The 16,031-nt window shown below is 69.4% G+C and carries 14 protein-coding genes and 1 pseudogene; 3 read left to right on the top strand and 12 right to left on the bottom strand.

The genetic code is table 11. The features are described 5' to 3' along the window. Window positions 1-31: 31 nt before the first annotated feature. From OG972_RS20745 to OG972_RS20705, 9 genes are all read right to left on the bottom strand, one after another. Entirely contained in the window at window positions 32-829 is a 798-nt protein-coding gene (locus tag OG972_RS20745) for an HAD family hydrolase (protein ID WP_266983612.1), read from the bottom strand. After that, window positions 826-2,115 (bottom strand): serine--tRNA ligase, encoded by a 1,290-nt coding sequence (gene serS, locus OG972_RS20740; RefSeq protein WP_266983610.1) that lies wholly within the window; start codon window positions 2,113-2,115, stop codon window positions 826-828. Before serS ends, OG972_RS20745 begins: the two co-directional genes overlap by 4 nt. Before the next feature lie 662 nt (window positions 2,116-2,777). Continuing rightward, a complete protein-coding gene (pheA, locus tag OG972_RS20735) occupies window positions 2,778-3,713 on the bottom strand; it encodes a prephenate dehydratase (RefSeq protein ID WP_266983608.1) in 936 nt (311 codons plus the stop codon). A gap of 27 nt (window positions 3,714-3,740) precedes the next feature. After that, window positions 3,741-5,051 (bottom strand): iron uptake transporter deferrochelatase/peroxidase subunit, encoded by a 1,311-nt coding sequence (gene efeB, locus OG972_RS20730; RefSeq protein ID WP_266983606.1) that lies wholly within the window; start codon window positions 5,049-5,051, stop codon window positions 3,741-3,743. 8 nt (window positions 5,052-5,059) lie between these two features. Next, a complete protein-coding gene (locus OG972_RS20725) occupies window positions 5,060-7,006 on the bottom strand; it encodes a copper resistance protein CopC (RefSeq protein ID WP_266983604.1) in 1,947 nt (648 codons plus the stop codon). Window positions 7,007-7,020: 14 nt separating this feature from the next. Continuing rightward, entirely contained in the window at window positions 7,021-7,470 is a 450-nt protein-coding gene (locus OG972_RS20720; protein ID WP_266983602.1) for a copper chaperone PCu(A)C, read from the bottom strand. Beyond that, window positions 7,467-8,120, bottom strand: coding sequence for an SCO family protein (locus OG972_RS20715; protein ID WP_266983600.1), 654 nt, complete (start codon window positions 8,118-8,120; stop codon window positions 7,467-7,469). The genes OG972_RS20720 and OG972_RS20715 overlap by 4 nt, the downstream gene beginning before the upstream one ends. A gap of 142 nt (window positions 8,121-8,262) precedes the next feature. After that, window positions 8,263-9,009 (bottom strand): YcnI family protein, encoded by a 747-nt coding sequence (locus OG972_RS20710; RefSeq protein WP_266983598.1) that lies wholly within the window; start codon window positions 9,007-9,009, stop codon window positions 8,263-8,265. A gap of 182 nt (window positions 9,010-9,191) precedes the next feature. Then, window positions 9,192-10,013: a hypothetical protein gene (locus OG972_RS20705; protein ID WP_266983596.1), complete on the bottom strand. Its 822-nt coding sequence runs from the start codon at window positions 10,011-10,013 to the stop codon at window positions 9,192-9,194. A gap of 227 nt (window positions 10,014-10,240) precedes the next feature. Here OG972_RS20705 and OG972_RS20700 point away from each other — a divergent pair, with 227 nt between their 5' ends. Then, a complete protein-coding gene (locus OG972_RS20700; protein WP_266983595.1) occupies window positions 10,241-10,789 on the top strand; it encodes an ATP-binding protein in 549 nt (182 codons plus the stop codon). Between the two features lie 40 nt (window positions 10,790-10,829). Here the strand turns inward: OG972_RS20700 and OG972_RS20695 are convergent, their stop codons facing one another. Then, complete coding sequence (locus OG972_RS20695) at window positions 10,830-12,302, bottom strand: aminopeptidase P family protein (protein ID WP_266983594.1); 1,473 nt, start codon at window positions 12,300-12,302, stop codon at window positions 10,830-10,832. A gap of 123 nt (window positions 12,303-12,425) precedes the next feature. Beyond that, window positions 12,426-13,913, bottom strand: coding sequence for a PP2C family protein-serine/threonine phosphatase (locus OG972_RS20690; RefSeq protein WP_266990610.1), 1,488 nt, complete (start codon window positions 13,911-13,913; stop codon window positions 12,426-12,428). A 476-nt stretch (window positions 13,914-14,389) separates the two neighbouring features. Here OG972_RS20690 and OG972_RS20685 point away from each other — a divergent pair, with 476 nt between their 5' ends. Further along, the gene (locus OG972_RS20685; protein ID WP_266983592.1) at window positions 14,390-15,073 is read left to right on the top strand and encodes a bifunctional DNA primase/polymerase; all 684 of its coding nucleotides are present in this window, start codon (window positions 14,390-14,392) and stop codon (window positions 15,071-15,073) included. Here the strand turns inward: OG972_RS20685 and OG972_RS49600 are convergent. Next, a pseudogene (locus tag OG972_RS49600) lies at window positions 14,996-15,370 on the bottom strand (hypothetical protein); the annotation flags it as partial. The gene OG972_RS20685 and the pseudogene OG972_RS49600 overlap by 78 nt on opposite strands. Window positions 15,371-15,667: 297 nt before the next feature. On the opposite strand from OG972_RS49600, the gene OG972_RS20680 reads away from it, so the two are divergent. Beyond that, entirely contained in the window at window positions 15,668-15,955 is a 288-nt protein-coding gene (locus tag OG972_RS20680) for a hypothetical protein (protein WP_266983590.1), read from the top strand. The last annotated feature ends 76 nt before the right edge of the window (window positions 15,956-16,031 follow it).

Here is a 16,031-nt window from a genome sequence, read left to right as displayed (position 1 = left end):
TACTCCGTGTTCGCGCGGACCGCGGAGCTGCCTAGAGCAGCTGCTCCAGCACCACAGCGATGCCGTCGTCCTCGTTCGAGGCGGTGATCTCGTGCGCGACGGCCTTCAGGTCGTCATGCGCGTTGGCCATCGCTACCCCGTGCTGCGCCCACGCGAACATCGGGATGTCATTCGGCATGTCACCGAAGGCGAGCGTGTCCGCCGCCTTCACACCCAGCCGGCGCGCCGCCAGCGAGAGCCCGGTCGCCTTGCTCAGCCCCAACGGCAGGATCTCCACCACGCCCGGGCCTGCCATGACCACGTTCACCAGGTTGCCGACGGCCCCACGCGCTGCGTCCGCCAGCGCGTCGTCGTCGAGTTCCGGGTGCTGGATGTAGACCTTGTTCAGCGGCGCGGACCACATCTCGATCGGGTCCTTCACGAAGACGGCAGGCAGGGGCCCTTCCTGTACGCGGTAGCCGGGACCGACCAGCACCTCACCGTCGAGCCCGTCGCGGCTCGCCGCCAGCGCCAGCGGCCCGACCTCCGCCTCGATCTTGGAGAGGGCGAGGCCGGCGAGCTGGCGGTCCAGCGTCAGCGACGTCAGCAGCTTGTGCTCGCCCGCGTGGTAGACCTGCGCGCCCTGGCCGCAGACCGCGATGCCCTGGTAGCCCAGGTCGTCCAGGATGTGCCGGGTCCACGGAACAGCCCGTCCGGTGACGATGATGTGCGCGGCGCCGGCCGCGGTGGCGGCGGCCAGTGCCGCGCGGGTGCGCTCGGAGACCGTGTCGTCGTTACGCAGCAGCGTCCCGTCGAGGTCGGTGGCAACGAGCTTGTACGGAAAGGTCACCTGGCGACCGGTTCCAGGACCTCGCGCCCGCCCAGGTACGGACGGAGCACCTCGGGCACCCGTACCGAACCGTCGGCCAGCTGGTGGTTCTCCAGGATCGCCACGATCGTGCGAGGTACGGCGCAGAGCGTGCCGTTCAGCGTGGCGAGCGGCTGGAGGACCTTCTTGCCGTCGCGGGTGTCACGCATCCGGACGGAGAGGCGGCGCGCCTGGAAACCGTCGCAGTTCGATGCGGACGTCAGCTCGCGGTACTTGCCCTGGGTCGGGATCCACGCCTCGCAGTCGAACTTCCGGGAGGCCGAGGCCCCCAGGTCGCCGGTGGCCACGTCGATCACCTGGAACGGCAGCTCGAGACCGGTCAGCCACTGCTTCTCCCAGTCCAGGAGACGCCGGTGCTCCGCCTCGGCGTCCGCCGGGTCGACGTACGAGAACATCTCGACCTTGTCGAACTGGTGGACGCGGAAGATGCCTCGCGTGTCCTTGCCGTACGTACCGGCCTCGCGGCGGAAGCACGGCGAGAAGCCCGCGTAGCGGAGCGGCAGCTTGTCCGCGTCGATGATCTCGTCCATGTGGTACGCGGCGAGCGGGACCTCGGAGGTGCCGACCAGGTAGTAGTCGTCCTTCTCCAGGTGGTACACGTTCTCCGCAGCCTGGCCGAGGAAGCCGGTGCCCTCCATGGCGCGCGGCCGGACCAGGGCGGGGGTCAGCATGGGGACGAACCCGGCCTCGGTGGCCTGCGCGATCGCGGCGTTGACGAGAGCGAGCTCCAGCAGTGCGCCGACACCGGTCAGATAGTAGAAACGTGAGCCGGACACCTTGGCGCCGCGCTCCATGTCGATCGCGCCGAGCGCCTCGCCGAGTTCCAGGTGGTCCTTGGGTTCGAAGCCCTCGGCACCGAAGTCGCGGATGGTGCCGTGCGTCTCCAGGACGACGAAGTCCTCCTCGCCGCCGACCGGAACGTCCTCGTGGACGATGTTGCCGAGCTGCAGCAGCAGGCTCTTGGCCTCCGCGTCGGCCTCGTCCTGCGCCGCGTCGGCAGCCTTGACGTCGGCCTTCAGCTGCTCGGCCCTCTTGAGCAGCTCGGTGCGCTCCTCGGGAGAAGCCTTGGGGATGAGCTTTCCGAGCGATTTCTGCTCGGAACGGAGTTCGTCGAAGCGGACACCGGACGACCTGCGCCGCTCGTCGGCGGAGAGAAGGGCGTCGACGAGCGCGACGTCCTCTCCACGGGCGCGCTGGGAGGCGCGAACACGGTCGGGGTCCTCACGGAGCAGGCGAAGGTCAATCACCCCTCCAGGCTACCGGTGTGCGCTTCCGTAGCTCGAACCGATATTGCCAAGCGTGTCACTTTGCCCGAATTGCCGGAATTGGTAAAAGGGAGGAAAATCGTCGCCCGTGATCGATCCCGGCCGTCAATAGGGGGCTCCTATTCCCCTAAATGGGGCAGAAAGGGCTTTCGCCCTTGACGCATCAGCCATGCGCACGAGGGGAGTTGGGGCGCTTGTCCACAGGGGTGGGGGGTCCAGCAGGGTTATCCACAGGCTGTGGGGGAGGTCTGTGGACGCAGGAAGAGATCATTCCGAAAGCCGCATGAGGGGGCATGGATTCCCCGTTCAAACTCACTTCACACACTCATTCGGGTGGGAATTCCTCGCCCTAAGGAGTTGATCAATGGAATTGAGGTGACACGGGCAGCCTGTGGCTCTGTGGACGGATCTGGGCGAGTAGAGCGATTTGTCGACCATGTCATGTTGTGGTGTCGACTTGTCCCCAGACCGAGAACCAGCCCTGTGGATAACTCTTGTGGATTGTGAAAATCGGCAGGTAATACCGGCGATGTGCGCACGCGGCGGTGCCAGGGACGCCAACGCCGCTATGGGCCCAGGCGTCGTGCCAGGTCGTCAGCCCCGGCCGTCACGCAAGGCCATCAGCCCGATCGTCCGGTTCCCGGTCAGGCGCGGCCGTCCTGGACCCGGGCCAGCCAGTCCGAGGCGTCCGTGAACTCCCTGTCCGACGTCCCGTCGCGCAGCGGTCGCACGTCCTCCGGCGCCACCCCCGCACGCGGATACGAACCGAGGAACCGCACCTTCGGGCAAATCCGCTTCAACCCCATCAGCGCCTCCCCCACGCGACGGTCCGCGATGTGGCCCTCGGCGTCGACCGCGAAGCAGTAGTTCCCGATGCCCGCCCCGGTCGGCCGCGACTGGATCAGCATCAGGTTCACCCCGCGCACCATGAATTCCTGGAGGAGTTCAAGCAGTGCGCCGGGGTGGTCGTCGCCCAGCCAGATGACCACCGACGTCTTGTCCGCGCCGGTCGGCGCCGCGGGCCGGGCAGGGCGCCCCACCAGCACGAAGCGCGTCTGCGCGTTCTCCGCGTCGTGGATCTCCGTCACCAGGGGTTCGAGACCGTAGGTGGCCGCCGCGAACTCGCCGGCGAAGGCGGCGTCGTACCGCCCCTCCTGCACCAGGCGCGCACCGTCCGCGTTGGACGCGGCCGACTCCCACACGGCCTCCGGCAGATGGGCCGCCATCCAGTTGCGTACCTGCGGCTGTGCGGCCGGGTGCGCGGTGACCGTCTTGACGTCGGACAGCTTGGTGCCGGGCCGCACGAGCAGCGCAAAGGTGATGGAGAGCAGCACCTCGCGGTAGATCATCAGCGGTTCGCCGGTCGTCAGCTCGTCGAGGGTCGCGGTGATGCCGCCCTCGACGGAGTTCTCGATCGGTACGAGGGCTGCCGCTGCAGCCCCGCTCCGTACCGCGTCCAGAGCCGCCGGTACGGAGAGCATCGGGACAAGCTCACGAGTGGCGGCTTCCGGGAGCGTACGGAGGGCGACCTCGGTGAAGGTGCCTTCGGGACCGAGATAGGCGTAGCGCGTGGCGGACATACCGTCACCCTAATGCGCCTTGCCCGCTCAGGACTCCAGGAGCCGCTGCCCCACGTATTCCCCTTTCGCCGCACCGCCCGGCACTGCGAAGAGGCCGCTCGCCTCGTGCCGGACGAACGGCGACAGCGCATCGCCCCGGTCGAGTTTGCGCTGCACCGGCACGAATCCCTTCAGCGGATCCGCCTGCCAGCAGATGAACAGCAGCCCGGCGTCGGGAGTGCCGTCGGCCGCGGTGCCGTCGTGGTACGAGAAGGGGCGCCGCAGCATCGCGGCCCCACTGTTCCGCTCGGGGGAGGAGATCCGGGCGTGGGCGTTGTCCGGGATCAGCAGCTTGCCGTCGGGGCCTGCCTTGTCGAGGTCCATCGGGGTGGTCTCGGTGCCACCGCTCAGCGGCGCGCCATCCGACTTGCGCCGCCCTATGACCCGCTCCTGCTGCGCCACCGGGAGTTTCTCCCAGTCGTCGAGCAGCATCCGGATCCGCCGTACGACCGCGTAGGAGCCACCGGCCAGCCAGGCGTACTTCGCCTCGTCGCCCGTCTTCGGCTGAGACGGTACGAAGATGCGCCGGTCGAAGTCGCTCTCCGAGGGTTTCGGGTTCCCGGTGCCGTCGATCTGTCCCATCAGATTGCGGGCGGTTGCCGGCGCGGCCGTGGCGCCGGGGGTGCGGTTGAAACCGTTCATCTGCCAGCGGACCCCGGCCGTCGTGGCGGCCTCCTTCTGGATGGCGCGCAGTGCGTGGAAGGCGACGAGAGCATCGTCGGCACCGATCTGCACCCAGAGGTCCCCGTCCGAGCGCTTGGAGTCGAGCCGGTCGGAGGAGAACGGCGGCAGTGGGTCCAGCCCCGGCGGCCGATGAGCCACCAGGCCCGTGCGCTCGAAGAAGGTGCGCCCGAAGCCGAAGGTGACGGTCAGCGAGGACGGTCCGGCGTCCAGCGCGATCCCGGTGTCGTGTGTCGTGCCGTCCGCGCTGCCCCCACTGGTGGGTTCGCCGGCCATCAGGCGCTGGGCCACGGCCGACCAGCGGCGCATCAGGGCGGCGGCTTCCTTCCGCCCGGTGCCGGGTGCCAGGTCGAAGGCGATGAGATGGCCACGTGCTTGAAGCGGAGTGGTGATCCCCGGTTGATGTTTCCCGTGAAACATTTCCTCGGTCGAGCCGACCGTCGTCAGTACTGTCGGCTCGTCGGGGCGTGCCGTGGCATACCCGATCGCACCACCCGTCGAGCCCAGCACCAGTCCGGTCGCACCGGCCGCACCCACGCTGCCGAGCAACCGCCGCCGGGAGATCTCGCCGGTGGAGCTCTCCCCGTTGTTTCCGCTCTTCTTGCTGTCTGTGCTCACGATCCCGCTCAGCCGATCTTCATGTTCTTGCCGATGGTGGTCTGATCGATGTCCGACGTACGGACCGTCACCGCGACCTTCCAGTCGCCCGCCATCGGGATCTGGATGCCGCTCGCCGTCCAGTGCCCCTCGGTGAGCCGGTCGGGGAGGACGGGCAGTGGCCCGATGTCCTTGGACTTCAGGGTGAAGGCGAGTTTCACCTCGGGGACGTCCATGGGCTGTCCGTCGGGTCCGTCGATCCAGAGGTGGAGCCCGTTGGCCCCGGTGCGGCCGGGGTCGATTTCCATCCGGACCGTGCCCTTGCCGTTCCGGCCTCCGGTGTCGAACGGCAGGCTCAGCGTGACGGGTCCTTCGGTCGCGGGCGCGGATGCGCCGGTCGAGGCGCGGGCCGCTTCCTCCTCGGTGCGTCCCGGTTCGGTCGAGGTCAGTACGGTCGTCACTGCCAACAGCGCCACCGCGACGCCCACTTCCGCCAGCACGGAGCGGCGGAGTCCGGACCGCTCGGGGTCGGCATCGCGGATCCGCTTCTTCGTGGCGGTGGCCACAGCGGCTTTCTGCCGGGCGAGCTGGGCGGCCCGTGACGGGTCCTCGGACTCGTCCGCGGGTTCGCTCTCCACCTCGGCGGAGGCATCCGCGTCCATCTGGGGGTCCACTGCGGTCCCGGCCTCGGTCGGGACCTCGGCCAGCCGAGCCGTCCATCGCCGCGAGATCCATGCGACCCCGACCAGTACGGCGACGAGTCCCACCTTCACGAGCAGCAACTGCCCGTACCCCGTGCCCGTGAGCGCGGACCAGGAGCCCACCTGGCGCCAGGACTGGTAGAGCCCGGTCGCGGTGAGCACGAGCACGCTGCCGAACGCGATACGGGAGAAGCGCCGTACCGCCGTGGCTCCGATGTCCGGCGTCCGGTACAGCGCGACCAGGAGCGCCGCGAGTCCGCCCAGCCAGGCGGCGACGGCGAGCAGATGCAGCACGTCGACCGGCATGGCGATGCCGGGCTGGATCCCGGTCGAGGCGTGCTCGGCGAGCGCCCACGTCCCGGCGATCCCGGCGGCGATGACCGCGCCGCCGATGGCCAGTCCGAACGTGAGGTCCTTCTTCTCCCGCTCGTCCTCGCGCTTCGCGTACGCCCCGAACAGGACGGCGATGAAGAGCGCGGCGGCTCCGAGCAGCAGCAGCCGTGAGACCAACGCGGCCCCGGGCTTGGTGTCGAGCACGGCCTTCAGGCCGTCCAGGTCGAAGGCGTCCGCGAGCTTCCCGGAGCCGGTGTACGGGCTCCGCAGCAACAGCATGGCCAGGGTGGCCGCGGTGAGGGTCAACCAGCTGCGCACGACCAGCCGCTGCAGCGGGCGCGCGCCCGCCCCGCGCTGCCAGCAGGCCAGGACGAAGGCCGCGCCACCGGCCAGCACGATGAACCCGGCGTACGCGGCGTACCGCGCGATGCCGTAGAGCGCGCCGACCAGGCCACCGCCGGCCTCGTCCGACGGGAGGGCGACGGTGGTCTCCGAGGGGGCCCCGATGGAGAAGGTGAAGGCACCGGAGACCGGGTGACTGTCCGCGGAGACTGCCTGCCAGGCCACGGTGTACGTACCGTCGGGCAGCCCGGAGTGGAGCGTGACGCCGTACTTCACGGTGGAGCCGCTCTGCAGGTCACGCGGAGCCGCACCGGTGTCGGCGCGCTTGCCGCCGGGGTCCAGGACCCGGATGGAACCGTCGCCCATGGCGACCTGCTCGGAGAAGGTGAGCGTGATCTCCTTGGGTGCGGTGGCGACCACCGCCCCGTCCTGCGGATCGCTCCCGGTGAGCGCGGCATGTGCGGACGCGGGTGCCGCGCCGCCCAGCAGCAGGCCCGCCACCATGGTGACGAGCGCGGCGAGGAGCGCGGCCACGGAGAGTGGCCGGCGCATCGGGGGCACGGACGGGGACGGCCCGAAGTGCGGGGCGGTGGCTGTCATGGTGTGTCAGTCCCTCACTGTTTCTTCGGGTTGTAGGTGGTCTCCTTCACGGGAAGGTCGACCGTGATGGGATCGGCCTTCTCGAAGTGCAGCTCCACGGTCACCGTCTCGCCCTGCTTGGGCCGCTCCTTGAGCGCGGTGAACATGATGTGGCTCCCGCCGCGCTCCAGATCCAGCTCGCCGTCGGCGGGCACCTCGAAGGATGTCACCATGCGCATCGTCTGGTTCTTCGTCTCGTGGATCGTGACGTGATCCGAGAGCGGGCTGGTGACCGACGTGAGCCGGTCGGAGCTGCCGCCGCTGTTCCGCACGACGAGGAAGCCCGCCGCCATGTCGCTGACGGGCTGCGGCATGAACGCGCCGGTCACCTTCAGCTCGGGCCTGCTGTCCGAGGCCGAGCATCCCGCGAGCGCCAGCCCGGTGGTGAGGGCGAGGGCGCCGGCGAGGGTGGTGCGGCGGTTCACGGATTCTCCCCCTTGATGATCTTGGGGAGGTCCTTGGTGTAGTCGTCGGGCGAGGTGTCCTCGCTGTACAGCACGTACCCCTTGTCGGTCTTCGGGGAGAACGCGATGACCTGCGAGCCGTGCATCGAGACGACCGTGCCGTCCTTCTCCTTCTTCGGCGGGTCGATGCCGATGCCGATCTGGCGTGCGCCCGCCTGGATGGTCGGGAAGTCGCCGGTGAGGCCGATGAAGGAGGCGTCCTGGGCCTTGAGCCAGCTGCCCAGCGAGGGCGGGGTGTCCCGCTCGGGGTCGGTGGTGACGAAGACGACCCGGAGCTTGTCCTGGTCGGCCTCGGGCAGGGACTTCTTGGCGATGGCGATGTTGCTCATGATCAGCGGGCAGACATCGGGGCAGTTGGTGTAGCCGAAGTAGATGAGCGTCGGCCTGCCCTTGGTCTGCTCACGCAGGTCGTACTTCTTGCCATGGGTGTCGGTCAGGACGAGATTCGGCTTGGTGAACGGCTGGTCGAGCACCGTCGCGGCCTTGGTCTTCGCCTCGGCGGAGACATCGGCGATGGGTTTCCCGGCACTGTCGTCGCTGCTGCCGCAGGCCGACAGGGTGAGTGCGGCCGCGGCGACGAACGCCGCAACCAGCACAGTCTTCTTACGCATGGATCGCTGATTCCTGGTGGGTCGGTGAAAACGGTGGGTCTCCGGGCCCTCTTCCGGATCAGACCGAGCCCCTGTGACCGGGACCGCGCGTCTGCGGTCCGGTCCGGAGAGCGGCCTGATCCGAAAGAGGGGGCCGGGGGTCTCAGGCGGTGCGGCGGCGGCCTGCGAGGACGCCGAAGGCCACCCCCGCGATGCCGATGACGATGCCGACCACCCCGAGGACACGAGCGGTGGTGTCACTGGAGGACGAGGCGGAAGCAGCCTCCGTGTTCTTGTCCTTCGCCTCGGCGGCGGTCGCCGCACCGCTCTTGTCGTCGGCGGTGCTGCCGTGCTCGTCGGTGGTCGCGGCGGTCAGCTTGAGGACCGGCGCCGGGCTCTCGGGCTCCTCGGCGCCGTCCTTCTGCTCCTCGATCCAGCGGACGACATCCTTGTTGTCGTACGTCTGGATGGCCTTGAAGACCAGCTGGTCGGCGTCCTCGGGGAGCTGGCCGACGGAGAGCGGGAACTGCTGGAATTCGCCCGGGCGGATGCCGAGGTCGTTCTTGCTGCCCTCGGCGGTCCAGGTGACCTTGGAGACGGCCTCGTTGATCTTCTGGCCGTGCATGTCCAGCGGCTTCGCCAACTTGCTCCTGGTGACGTCGATCTTCCAGCCGGGCACCGGCTGCGGCATCACGGAGGCCAGCGGATGGTCGGTCGGGAAGTTGACCTCGAGCTTGGTCGTCGAGGCGTCGTCCCGCTCGTTGGGGACCTTGAAGTTGATCGTGGCGTAGCCGCCCTTGGCTGCCTCGCCCTGCGGTTGCACGCTGACATGCGCGGAGGCGGTACCGGCGAGGATCAGCACGGTGGACGCGGCGACGCCGCCGACCACGGCGATGCGGGAAAGGTTCATGGCAGGAATCACTCCACAGAAGCACGAAGGAAAGGTGGTCCGCCGCACAGGTGCGCGACGGCGTCGCGACACCTCTTCCTCACGTGCGGCGTGCGCGCACGGTGCCGGGCGGGCGCCACCGGGCGTGGGCCGGGTGATGACCGCAGAACGGTTCGTGCGTGCTACGAGCGGAGGGTGTCGCGTCAGGCTGCGAGGGTGAATACGGACGGAGGCCCGCGCCTGATCACCTGGTGCTGCAGTGGATCGCCGGTGACCGGAGCCGGTGCGTCGGCTGCCGTACGGGGGGTGCGCGGCCCGGTCGCCGCCTCAACCGGGAGACCGGCCCGCAGCGTTCGTACGAGAACGAGCGCGGCCCGCAGCGCGCGCAACCGGGCCTCGGCCGCGAGCTGCTGGGCGCCGTGCGCGGAAAGCCTGGTCAGCTTGAACAGGGCGATCTCGCCGCGCCGCAGCAGCCAGCCCGTGGCGAGCGCGGCCAGCAGATGGCCGAGCACCATGGGCAGGCTGGGCAGCAGACCCGTGAGCAGCCCGGCGAGGGTGGTCGGGTCGGTTCCGGCGGCGGCCATCGACTGATGGTCCATGCCTGTCACCGTCGCCGGATCGATGCCCGCGTCGTTGACGATGCGGTGGGCTTCGGCGGCGTTCAGCTGCGCCGGTCCGGCGCCGCACACCAGGCTTGCGGCGAACCGGATCAGGGAGCCGTCGCCCGTCGCGGCCGGCGTCGGTGTACCGGACGTGCTGTGCGTGCCCAGCCCGAACACGGTGTGCAGGGCGAGCTGTCCACCGGCCAGGGCGGCGGCGATGGACGGCAGGGAACGCTCGCGTCCGGCGAGCGTCACCACCAGCGCGAAGACTCCGAGGAAGCCTGCGAGCAGCGTCCACCAGGGGACGCTCGCGCAGGAGGCCAGTGCGTGCCCTGCCGCGGACAACGCGACACAGACCGCGGTGAACACCGCGGCCCTCAGGAGCCGCAGACCGGCTCCGGCGCGTGCGACAGGCGTAGACATGGCCGAGCCATCATCGCACTGCGTCCCGGGAATCGGTACGGCAGGTCCGGAAGGTCGCCTTCTGCCCGATTGAGTGCGCGGCGTTCCTGCTGTCGGGCCTGGCATACACGGGTGCACCAAGTGCGGGTATCCGCCGAATGAGCTGTTTCACATCAGGTCTGTGCTTACGAACCGCCCGGTGCGGCAATACGTATCGGTATGTCGAGCCGCAGCCAGGAGGCTGGAGCATGAGCATCTGGTGGTCACTCCATTTGCGGCGCGAAGCTGCGAGCGTTCCGCTCGCCCGTCGTTTCCTGCTCGGCACCATGGAGACCGCCGGCGTGGATCCGGACATCTCCTTCGATCTGTCGGTCGCGCTCAGCGAAGCATGTGCGAATGCCGTCGAGCACGGCGGGGACCGGAGAGACGCCGGCGACGTCGGCGCCCCCGGGGCCCCATGGGACACGTGGGACGCCTGGGACGAGCAGTCCGGTTCGGCTTCCGGGCAGTACCGGGTCACGGCGTATCTGGACGGCGAGAAATGCCGTATCGAAGTCGCCGACTCGGGGCCCGGTTTCCCGACGCGGTGCGCGCTTCGGACTGCTGATCAGCCGCAGTCGGATCAACATCAGCAGCAGTTCCTGCCGCCCGTCGGCGCCGAGGACGGCCGGGGTCTCTGTCTGATCGAGCAGCTCGCCGACCATGTTCACTTCGGCAACCGCCCGGGTCGTGGCGCGGTGGTGAGCTTCGACAAGGTTCTGAAATGGCGGGAGGGCGCCCTGCTCATGGTGTCCTGAGCAGGGCGCCCTCCGGCGCTCGGGTGCGGGTTCCCGGTGGTCAGCCCTTGAGCTGGGCCATCCAGGCCTCGATCTCGTCGGCCTGGCGCGGCAGCTTGTCGGAGAGGTTCCGGTTGCCGTCCTCGGTGACGAGGATGTCGTCCTCGATCCGGACGCCGATGCCGCGGTACTCCTCCGGCACGGTGAGGTCGTCGGCCTGGAAGTACAGGCCCGGTTCGACGGTGAGGCACATGCCGGCCTCCAGCGTTCCGTTGACGTACGTGTCCGTGCGCGCGGTGGCGCAGTCGTGGACGTCCATGCCGAGCATGTGGCCCGTGCCGTGCAGGGTCCAGCGGCGCTGGAGACCCAGCTCCAGGACCTTCTCCACGGAAAGGTCGCCCAGCAGGCCCCAGGCGACGAGCTTCTCGGCGAGTACGCGCTGCGCGGCGTCGTGGAAGTCGCGGAAGGCCGCGCCCGGCTTGACGGCGGCGATGCCCGCCTCCTGGGCCTCGTACACCGCGTCGTAGATCTTCCGCTGCAGCGGCGTGAACGTGCCGTTGATGGGAAGGGTCCGGGTCACGTCGGCGGTGTAGAGGTCGTTCGTCTCGACACCGGCGTCGAGGAGCAGCAGCTCGCCGGAGCGCACGGGGCCGTCGTTGCGCACCCAGTGCAGGGTGGTGGCGTGCGGGCCGGCCGCGCAGATCGAGCCGTAGCCGATGTCGTTGCCCTCGACGCGGGCGCGCAGGAAGAACGTTCCCTCGATGTAGCGCTCGCTGGTGGCCTCGGCCTTGTCGAGGACCTTCACGACGTCCTCGAAGCCGCGCGCCGTGGCGTCGCAGGCCTTCTGCAGCTCTGCCGTCTCGAAGGCGTCCTTGATCAGTCGCGCCTCGGAAAGGTAGATCTTCAGTTCCTCATCGCGCTCCGCGGTGACCTTGTCGGTGAGCGCGGCGTCGATGCCCGCGTCGTGGCCGCGGAGGTTGCGGACCGGGCCGGTGGCCTCGGCCAGCGCGGCCGGGAGCTCGCGCACATCCTTCGCCGGGATGCCCAGCAGGTGCTCCGCCTCGGTGAGGGAGTGGCGGCGGCCGACCCACAGCTCGCCCTGGCCGTCGAGCCAGAACTCGCCGTTCTCCCGGTTGGAGCGGGGCAGCAGGTAGATCGTCGCCTCGTGGCCTTCGCCCTTCGGCTCCAGGACGAGCACACCGTCCTGCGTCTGGTTGCCGGTGAGGTACGCGTACTCGGTGGACGCGCGGAAGGCGTACTCGGTGTCGTTGGCGCGGGTCTTCAGCTTGCCCGCGGGAATGACCAGACGCTCGCCGGGGAAGCGGGCGGACAGTGCGGCGCGGCGGTCGGCGGTGTGACCGGCCTGCGCGATCGGCTCGAGGCCGTGCAGCTCGGTGTCGGCCCAACCCGACTTCATTCCGGCGGCGAGCTCATCGGATACGCCCGGGTACAGGCCGTTCTTCCGCTGCTTGACCGTCTCGGCTTCTTCGGTCTCCGGGTTCTCCGGGTTCTCCGGGATGAGCTCCTCAGACACGGCTTGACTCTCCTTGATACGACACTGGATCTCATCCATCGTACGGGCGTACGGAAGGGGGCCCTGAGCCGTAAGACCTCTTACACACGGAAGCCGGAAGACCTCACTCAGCCGGAAATCGGTTCAGTCGAAGCGTGCGGCGAGGATCACGACGTCCTCCATGCCGTCGGCCTGGTCGAGCCCGTCCGGAAGGACGGTCCGCAGGACGTGATCGGCGACGAACCCGGCGTCGTGGCGCAGCGCCCTCGGCAGGCTCGCGGCTGCCGAGTGGAGCCGTGCGAACGCCCGGTCCATCGAGTCGCCGGTACGGCGCAACAGTCCGTCGGTGTAGAGCAGCACGGTCTCGCCGGGCGCCGGGGCGATTTCCACGCTCGGCGCTTCCCAGCAGGCAAGCATGCCCAGCGGCGCGGACAACGAGGTCTCGACGAATTCCGTGCGCCGGTCGCCGATCACCAGCGGCGGGGTGTGTCCTGCGCCGGCCAGCAGGATCTTGTGGCGGGCGGGTTCGCAGTAGGCGAAGAGCGCGGTCGCGGACCTGGCGGGTTCGGTCAGCCGCAGCAGCAGTTCCAGATCGGACAGGACGGCGACCGGATCCTCGCCCTCCATCACCGCGTACGCCCGCAGGCCCGCCCGCAGCCGTCCCATGGCGGCCAGGGCGCTCGGCCCGGAACCGCCCACCGAACCGACGGCGAGACCGAGTGCGCCCTCCGGCAGCGCCAGCGCGTCGTACCAGTCACCGCCGCCGCGGGGTGCCGGGCGATGGCGGGCGGCCAGTTGTACGCCGGTGACCCGGGGCAGTCGGCTGGGCAACAGCTCCTCCGTGATGGTGGCGACGTCGGCCCTGGCCCGTTCCAGCTCCAGCAACCGGGCCAGATGCTCACTCGCGTACCCGGCGTACAGGCCGACGAGATGACGTTGACGCTCCAGCGGCTCGGCGGGCTCGTCGTACAGCCAGACAGCTGCGCCGAGTCGTCCGGTCGCGTCGGTGGTGATCGGCAGGGCGTAGCTGGCGGCGTATCCGAGCCGGGCGGCGACCTCGCGGTGGCGGGGGTCCACGCTTGCGTCGCCGAGGAGGTCAGGGCTGGTCAGCGGGGTTTCGGTGGCCGGAAGACCCTCCAGGATCCGTCCGTACGAGGTGGCGCTGCGCGGCACCGTCTCGATGTGCCCGAGCTCGGCATGAGCGAGGCCGAGACCGATGGTGGAGACCGGGCCGCGACGGTCGGAGGGTTCGAACACGATCAGTCCGCGGCGGGCGCCGACGAGAGCCGCGCCGGCATCCAGCAGTTCGTGCAGTGCGTCGTCGAGGGTGCTGGTTCTGGCCAGTCGCTCGGTGAGTTCATGGAGCGTCGTGAGGTCGGACACCCAGCCGGCCAGACGGTCCTGGATGAAGGCTCCCGGTGCGGCGGCCACATTGGCCAAGGGCCCGGCAGTGTGCGCTGAAACAGGAACCATGGGATCGATTCCAGCCACTTTCGGCAGGTGAGGGGCGCTCATGGCAACCGGCTTTCCGACCAGTGCGTTTCGTCGAATAGCATCGCAAACCCCCATGTCATTCTGCGCCGCTATCAGTGCATCCACATGTACACGCACAAGTGAGCCGATGTCCAGCATTGTCCCTACGGCATTTGTGGTGTCCATGGGGCCACCAAGTTGGCCAAAAAATGCACCCTATGGCGGCTAATTGCGGTCGACTGGGTCTGGCTCGACAGGGGGGTTCCCGCGGGGTGAAGTCCCGGCGGGAGCGTCATTCCGGGCCTGCGGGGGTACGTAATCGGTGAGGAACCAGGGGCAGTTCCGGTCGCCCCGGAACCTGGCAGAGAGCCCGGGCGTCCTCACTACGACGACCGCGCCCCACCCCCGAGTGGCGGGGTTGTGCACCATGGAACGGCAGGCGCGATGCGCGCTGCCCCTCGCCATGCTTTTGGCTGGACCTGGCTCAGCACGATCGGCTCACGCTCGGTATCGACGGGTGACCCCGTACCGCAGACATAGAGAGCATGTACGCACGGTGAAGTAACGCACACGTGATGTGACGCGCACGTGGTGTGATGTGGCCCTCGGCGTTCAACGGAAAGGAACGAGCGCTCATGCGCGAGATCCTCGGAAGGCGACGCAGGCTCCGGCTCCGGCGCAAGGCAAGGCCCGCTCAGCTCGACGCGGCCCTGACCTGCGCCACTGCATGGCAGTGGCCCGTGCTCCCCGGAGTGGGACTGGACGCAGTCGGTGGCCGCGGTGACCGTGGCCGTGGCTGTGCCTGCCCCGATCCCGAGTGCGCCGTACCCGGCGCACACCCCTTCGATCCCGGTCTCCTCGCGGCGACCACCGACGAGCGCATGGTGCGCTGGTGGTGGAACAACCGCCCGACCGCGCCGATCGTGCTGGCCACCGGTGGCCGTGCCCCGTGCGCGCTGAGCCTGCCGGCCGTGGCCGGTGCCCGGGCGCTGGCCGAGCTCGACCGTATGGGCATGCGGCTGGGCCCGGTGGTGGCGACGCCGACGCGGTGGTCGCTGCTGGTCGCCCCGTACACCCTCGAACGACTTGGTGAGCTGTTGCATGCCAAGGACTGGGTGCCCAGTTCGCTGCGCTTCCACGGCGAGGGCGGCTATCTCGTCCTTCCCCCGTCGGGGGTGGGTGCGGGACAGGTGCGCTGGGAGCGGGCTCCGCTGCCCGGTTCGGCGACGCCCTGGCTGCCGGACGTCGAAGCCGTCCTGGACGCGCTGGTCGAAGCGAGCACCAGCGCTCCCGACGGCGGCAGTCGGCTCGCTTACTGACAGGCGCGGCTGTCGGGTCCGGCGTACGAGCAGTTCGGTGGACGGCCCGGGGCGGACCGGCTCACTCGTTCGGGTGTGAGCCGGTCCGGGTTCTGCGGTCCGCGGGCGTGCTCCACCCGGGGACCCCCATGACGCCGATACCTTCGGCGCAGCGTCAGGAATTCCCGTCGGCCGGCAGGTGGGATCACCATGAATTTCCGCATGATCGTTATGGCGGGTGTGGTGGTGTCCGCCGTCGTGCTCCCGCTCGTCGCTTCCGCCGAACCCACGGAAAGCCCCGATTCCGTGCCCGGCCATGCAAAGTCTGCCCATGCAAAGTCTGATGTCGACGGGCTTTCTGACGCACCTTCCGAAAAAGGTTCGGAGGGTGCTTTGGGTACTGCCTCAAGGGGATCTTCGGAGAGGAGTTCCGGTGTCGGACTTCTGTCCGATACCGGCCGCCCCCGTGAGGCTGGTGAGGTCGGTGAGGTTGCCGGATTCGGCGTTGCCACCGGTCCCAACGACCCCGGCGCTGTCGGTTCCACCCCGCGGACCGCAGCCCGCTGCGGCCCCGGGCTGATTTCCCCCGAGGGGGTCGAGGCGCAGACCTGCGTCATGACCGACGGTCGGGACACCTGGGCGCGCAGCTCCTACCGCAATACGACGGGTGGCGAACTCCGGTCCGTGCTCACCCTGATGGGGCCGGGCGGCCGGACCGTCGAGGTGCGCTGCACAGTGGACGCACAGGAGGAGCCGGGGGTCTGTGAAACGCCTCGCCGCTCGTCGCGCGGAGGCCCCGACGCGTACACGGCAGTGGCCGAGTACGCGGGAGAGGGGGCGGTGGCGGAGGCTCCGCTCCTGCTGAGGGCCGGTTCCGATCCGGCGTCTCCTGCGGCGGGTTGACGCCGCTCCGCGGCTGCTGCGCGCCGGGCGCCGTCCGCTCCGTGAGCCGCGCCGCGCGCCGGGTCCGGGCATGAGA

The sequence above is a fragment of the Streptomyces sp. NBC_01669 genome, from assembly GCF_026339735.1.
Classification (GTDB): domain Bacteria; phylum Actinomycetota; class Actinomycetes; order Streptomycetales; family Streptomycetaceae; genus Streptomyces; species Streptomyces yanii.
Note: the sequence above shows the minus strand (reverse complement) of the source record. Positions and strands in the feature narration are given on the sequence as shown.

Bases quoted from the DNA above. Each gene is read 5' to 3' on its own strand.
- pheA (WP_266983608.1), bottom strand. From the start codon at position 3,713: ATGTCCGCCACGCGCTACGCCTATCTCGGTCCCGAAGGCACCTTCACC.
- OG972_RS20725 (WP_266983604.1), bottom strand. From the start codon at position 7,006: ATGACAGCCACCGCCCCGCACTTCGGGCCGTCCCCGTCCGTGCCCCCG.
- OG972_RS20715 (WP_266983600.1), bottom strand. From the start codon at position 8,120: ATGCGTAAGAAGACTGTGCTGGTTGCGGCGTTCGTCGCCGCGGCCGCA.
- OG972_RS20710 (WP_266983598.1), bottom strand. From the start codon at position 9,009: ATGAACCTTTCCCGCATCGCCGTGGTCGGCGGCGTCGCCGCGTCCACC.
- OG972_RS20705 (WP_266983596.1), bottom strand. From the start codon at position 10,013: ATGTCTACGCCTGTCGCACGCGCCGGAGCCGGTCTGCGGCTCCTGAGG.
- OG972_RS20700 (WP_266983595.1), top strand. From the start codon at position 10,241: ATGAGCATCTGGTGGTCACTCCATTTGCGGCGCGAAGCTGCGAGCGTT.
- OG972_RS20690 (WP_266990610.1), bottom strand. From the start codon at position 13,913: ATGCTGGACATCGGCTCACTTGTGCGTGTACATGTGGATGCACTGATA.
- OG972_RS20685 (WP_266983592.1), top strand. From the start codon at position 14,390: ATGCGCGAGATCCTCGGAAGGCGACGCAGGCTCCGGCTCCGGCGCAAG.
- OG972_RS20680 (WP_266983590.1), top strand. From the start codon at position 15,668: ATGACCGACGGTCGGGACACCTGGGCGCGCAGCTCCTACCGCAATACG.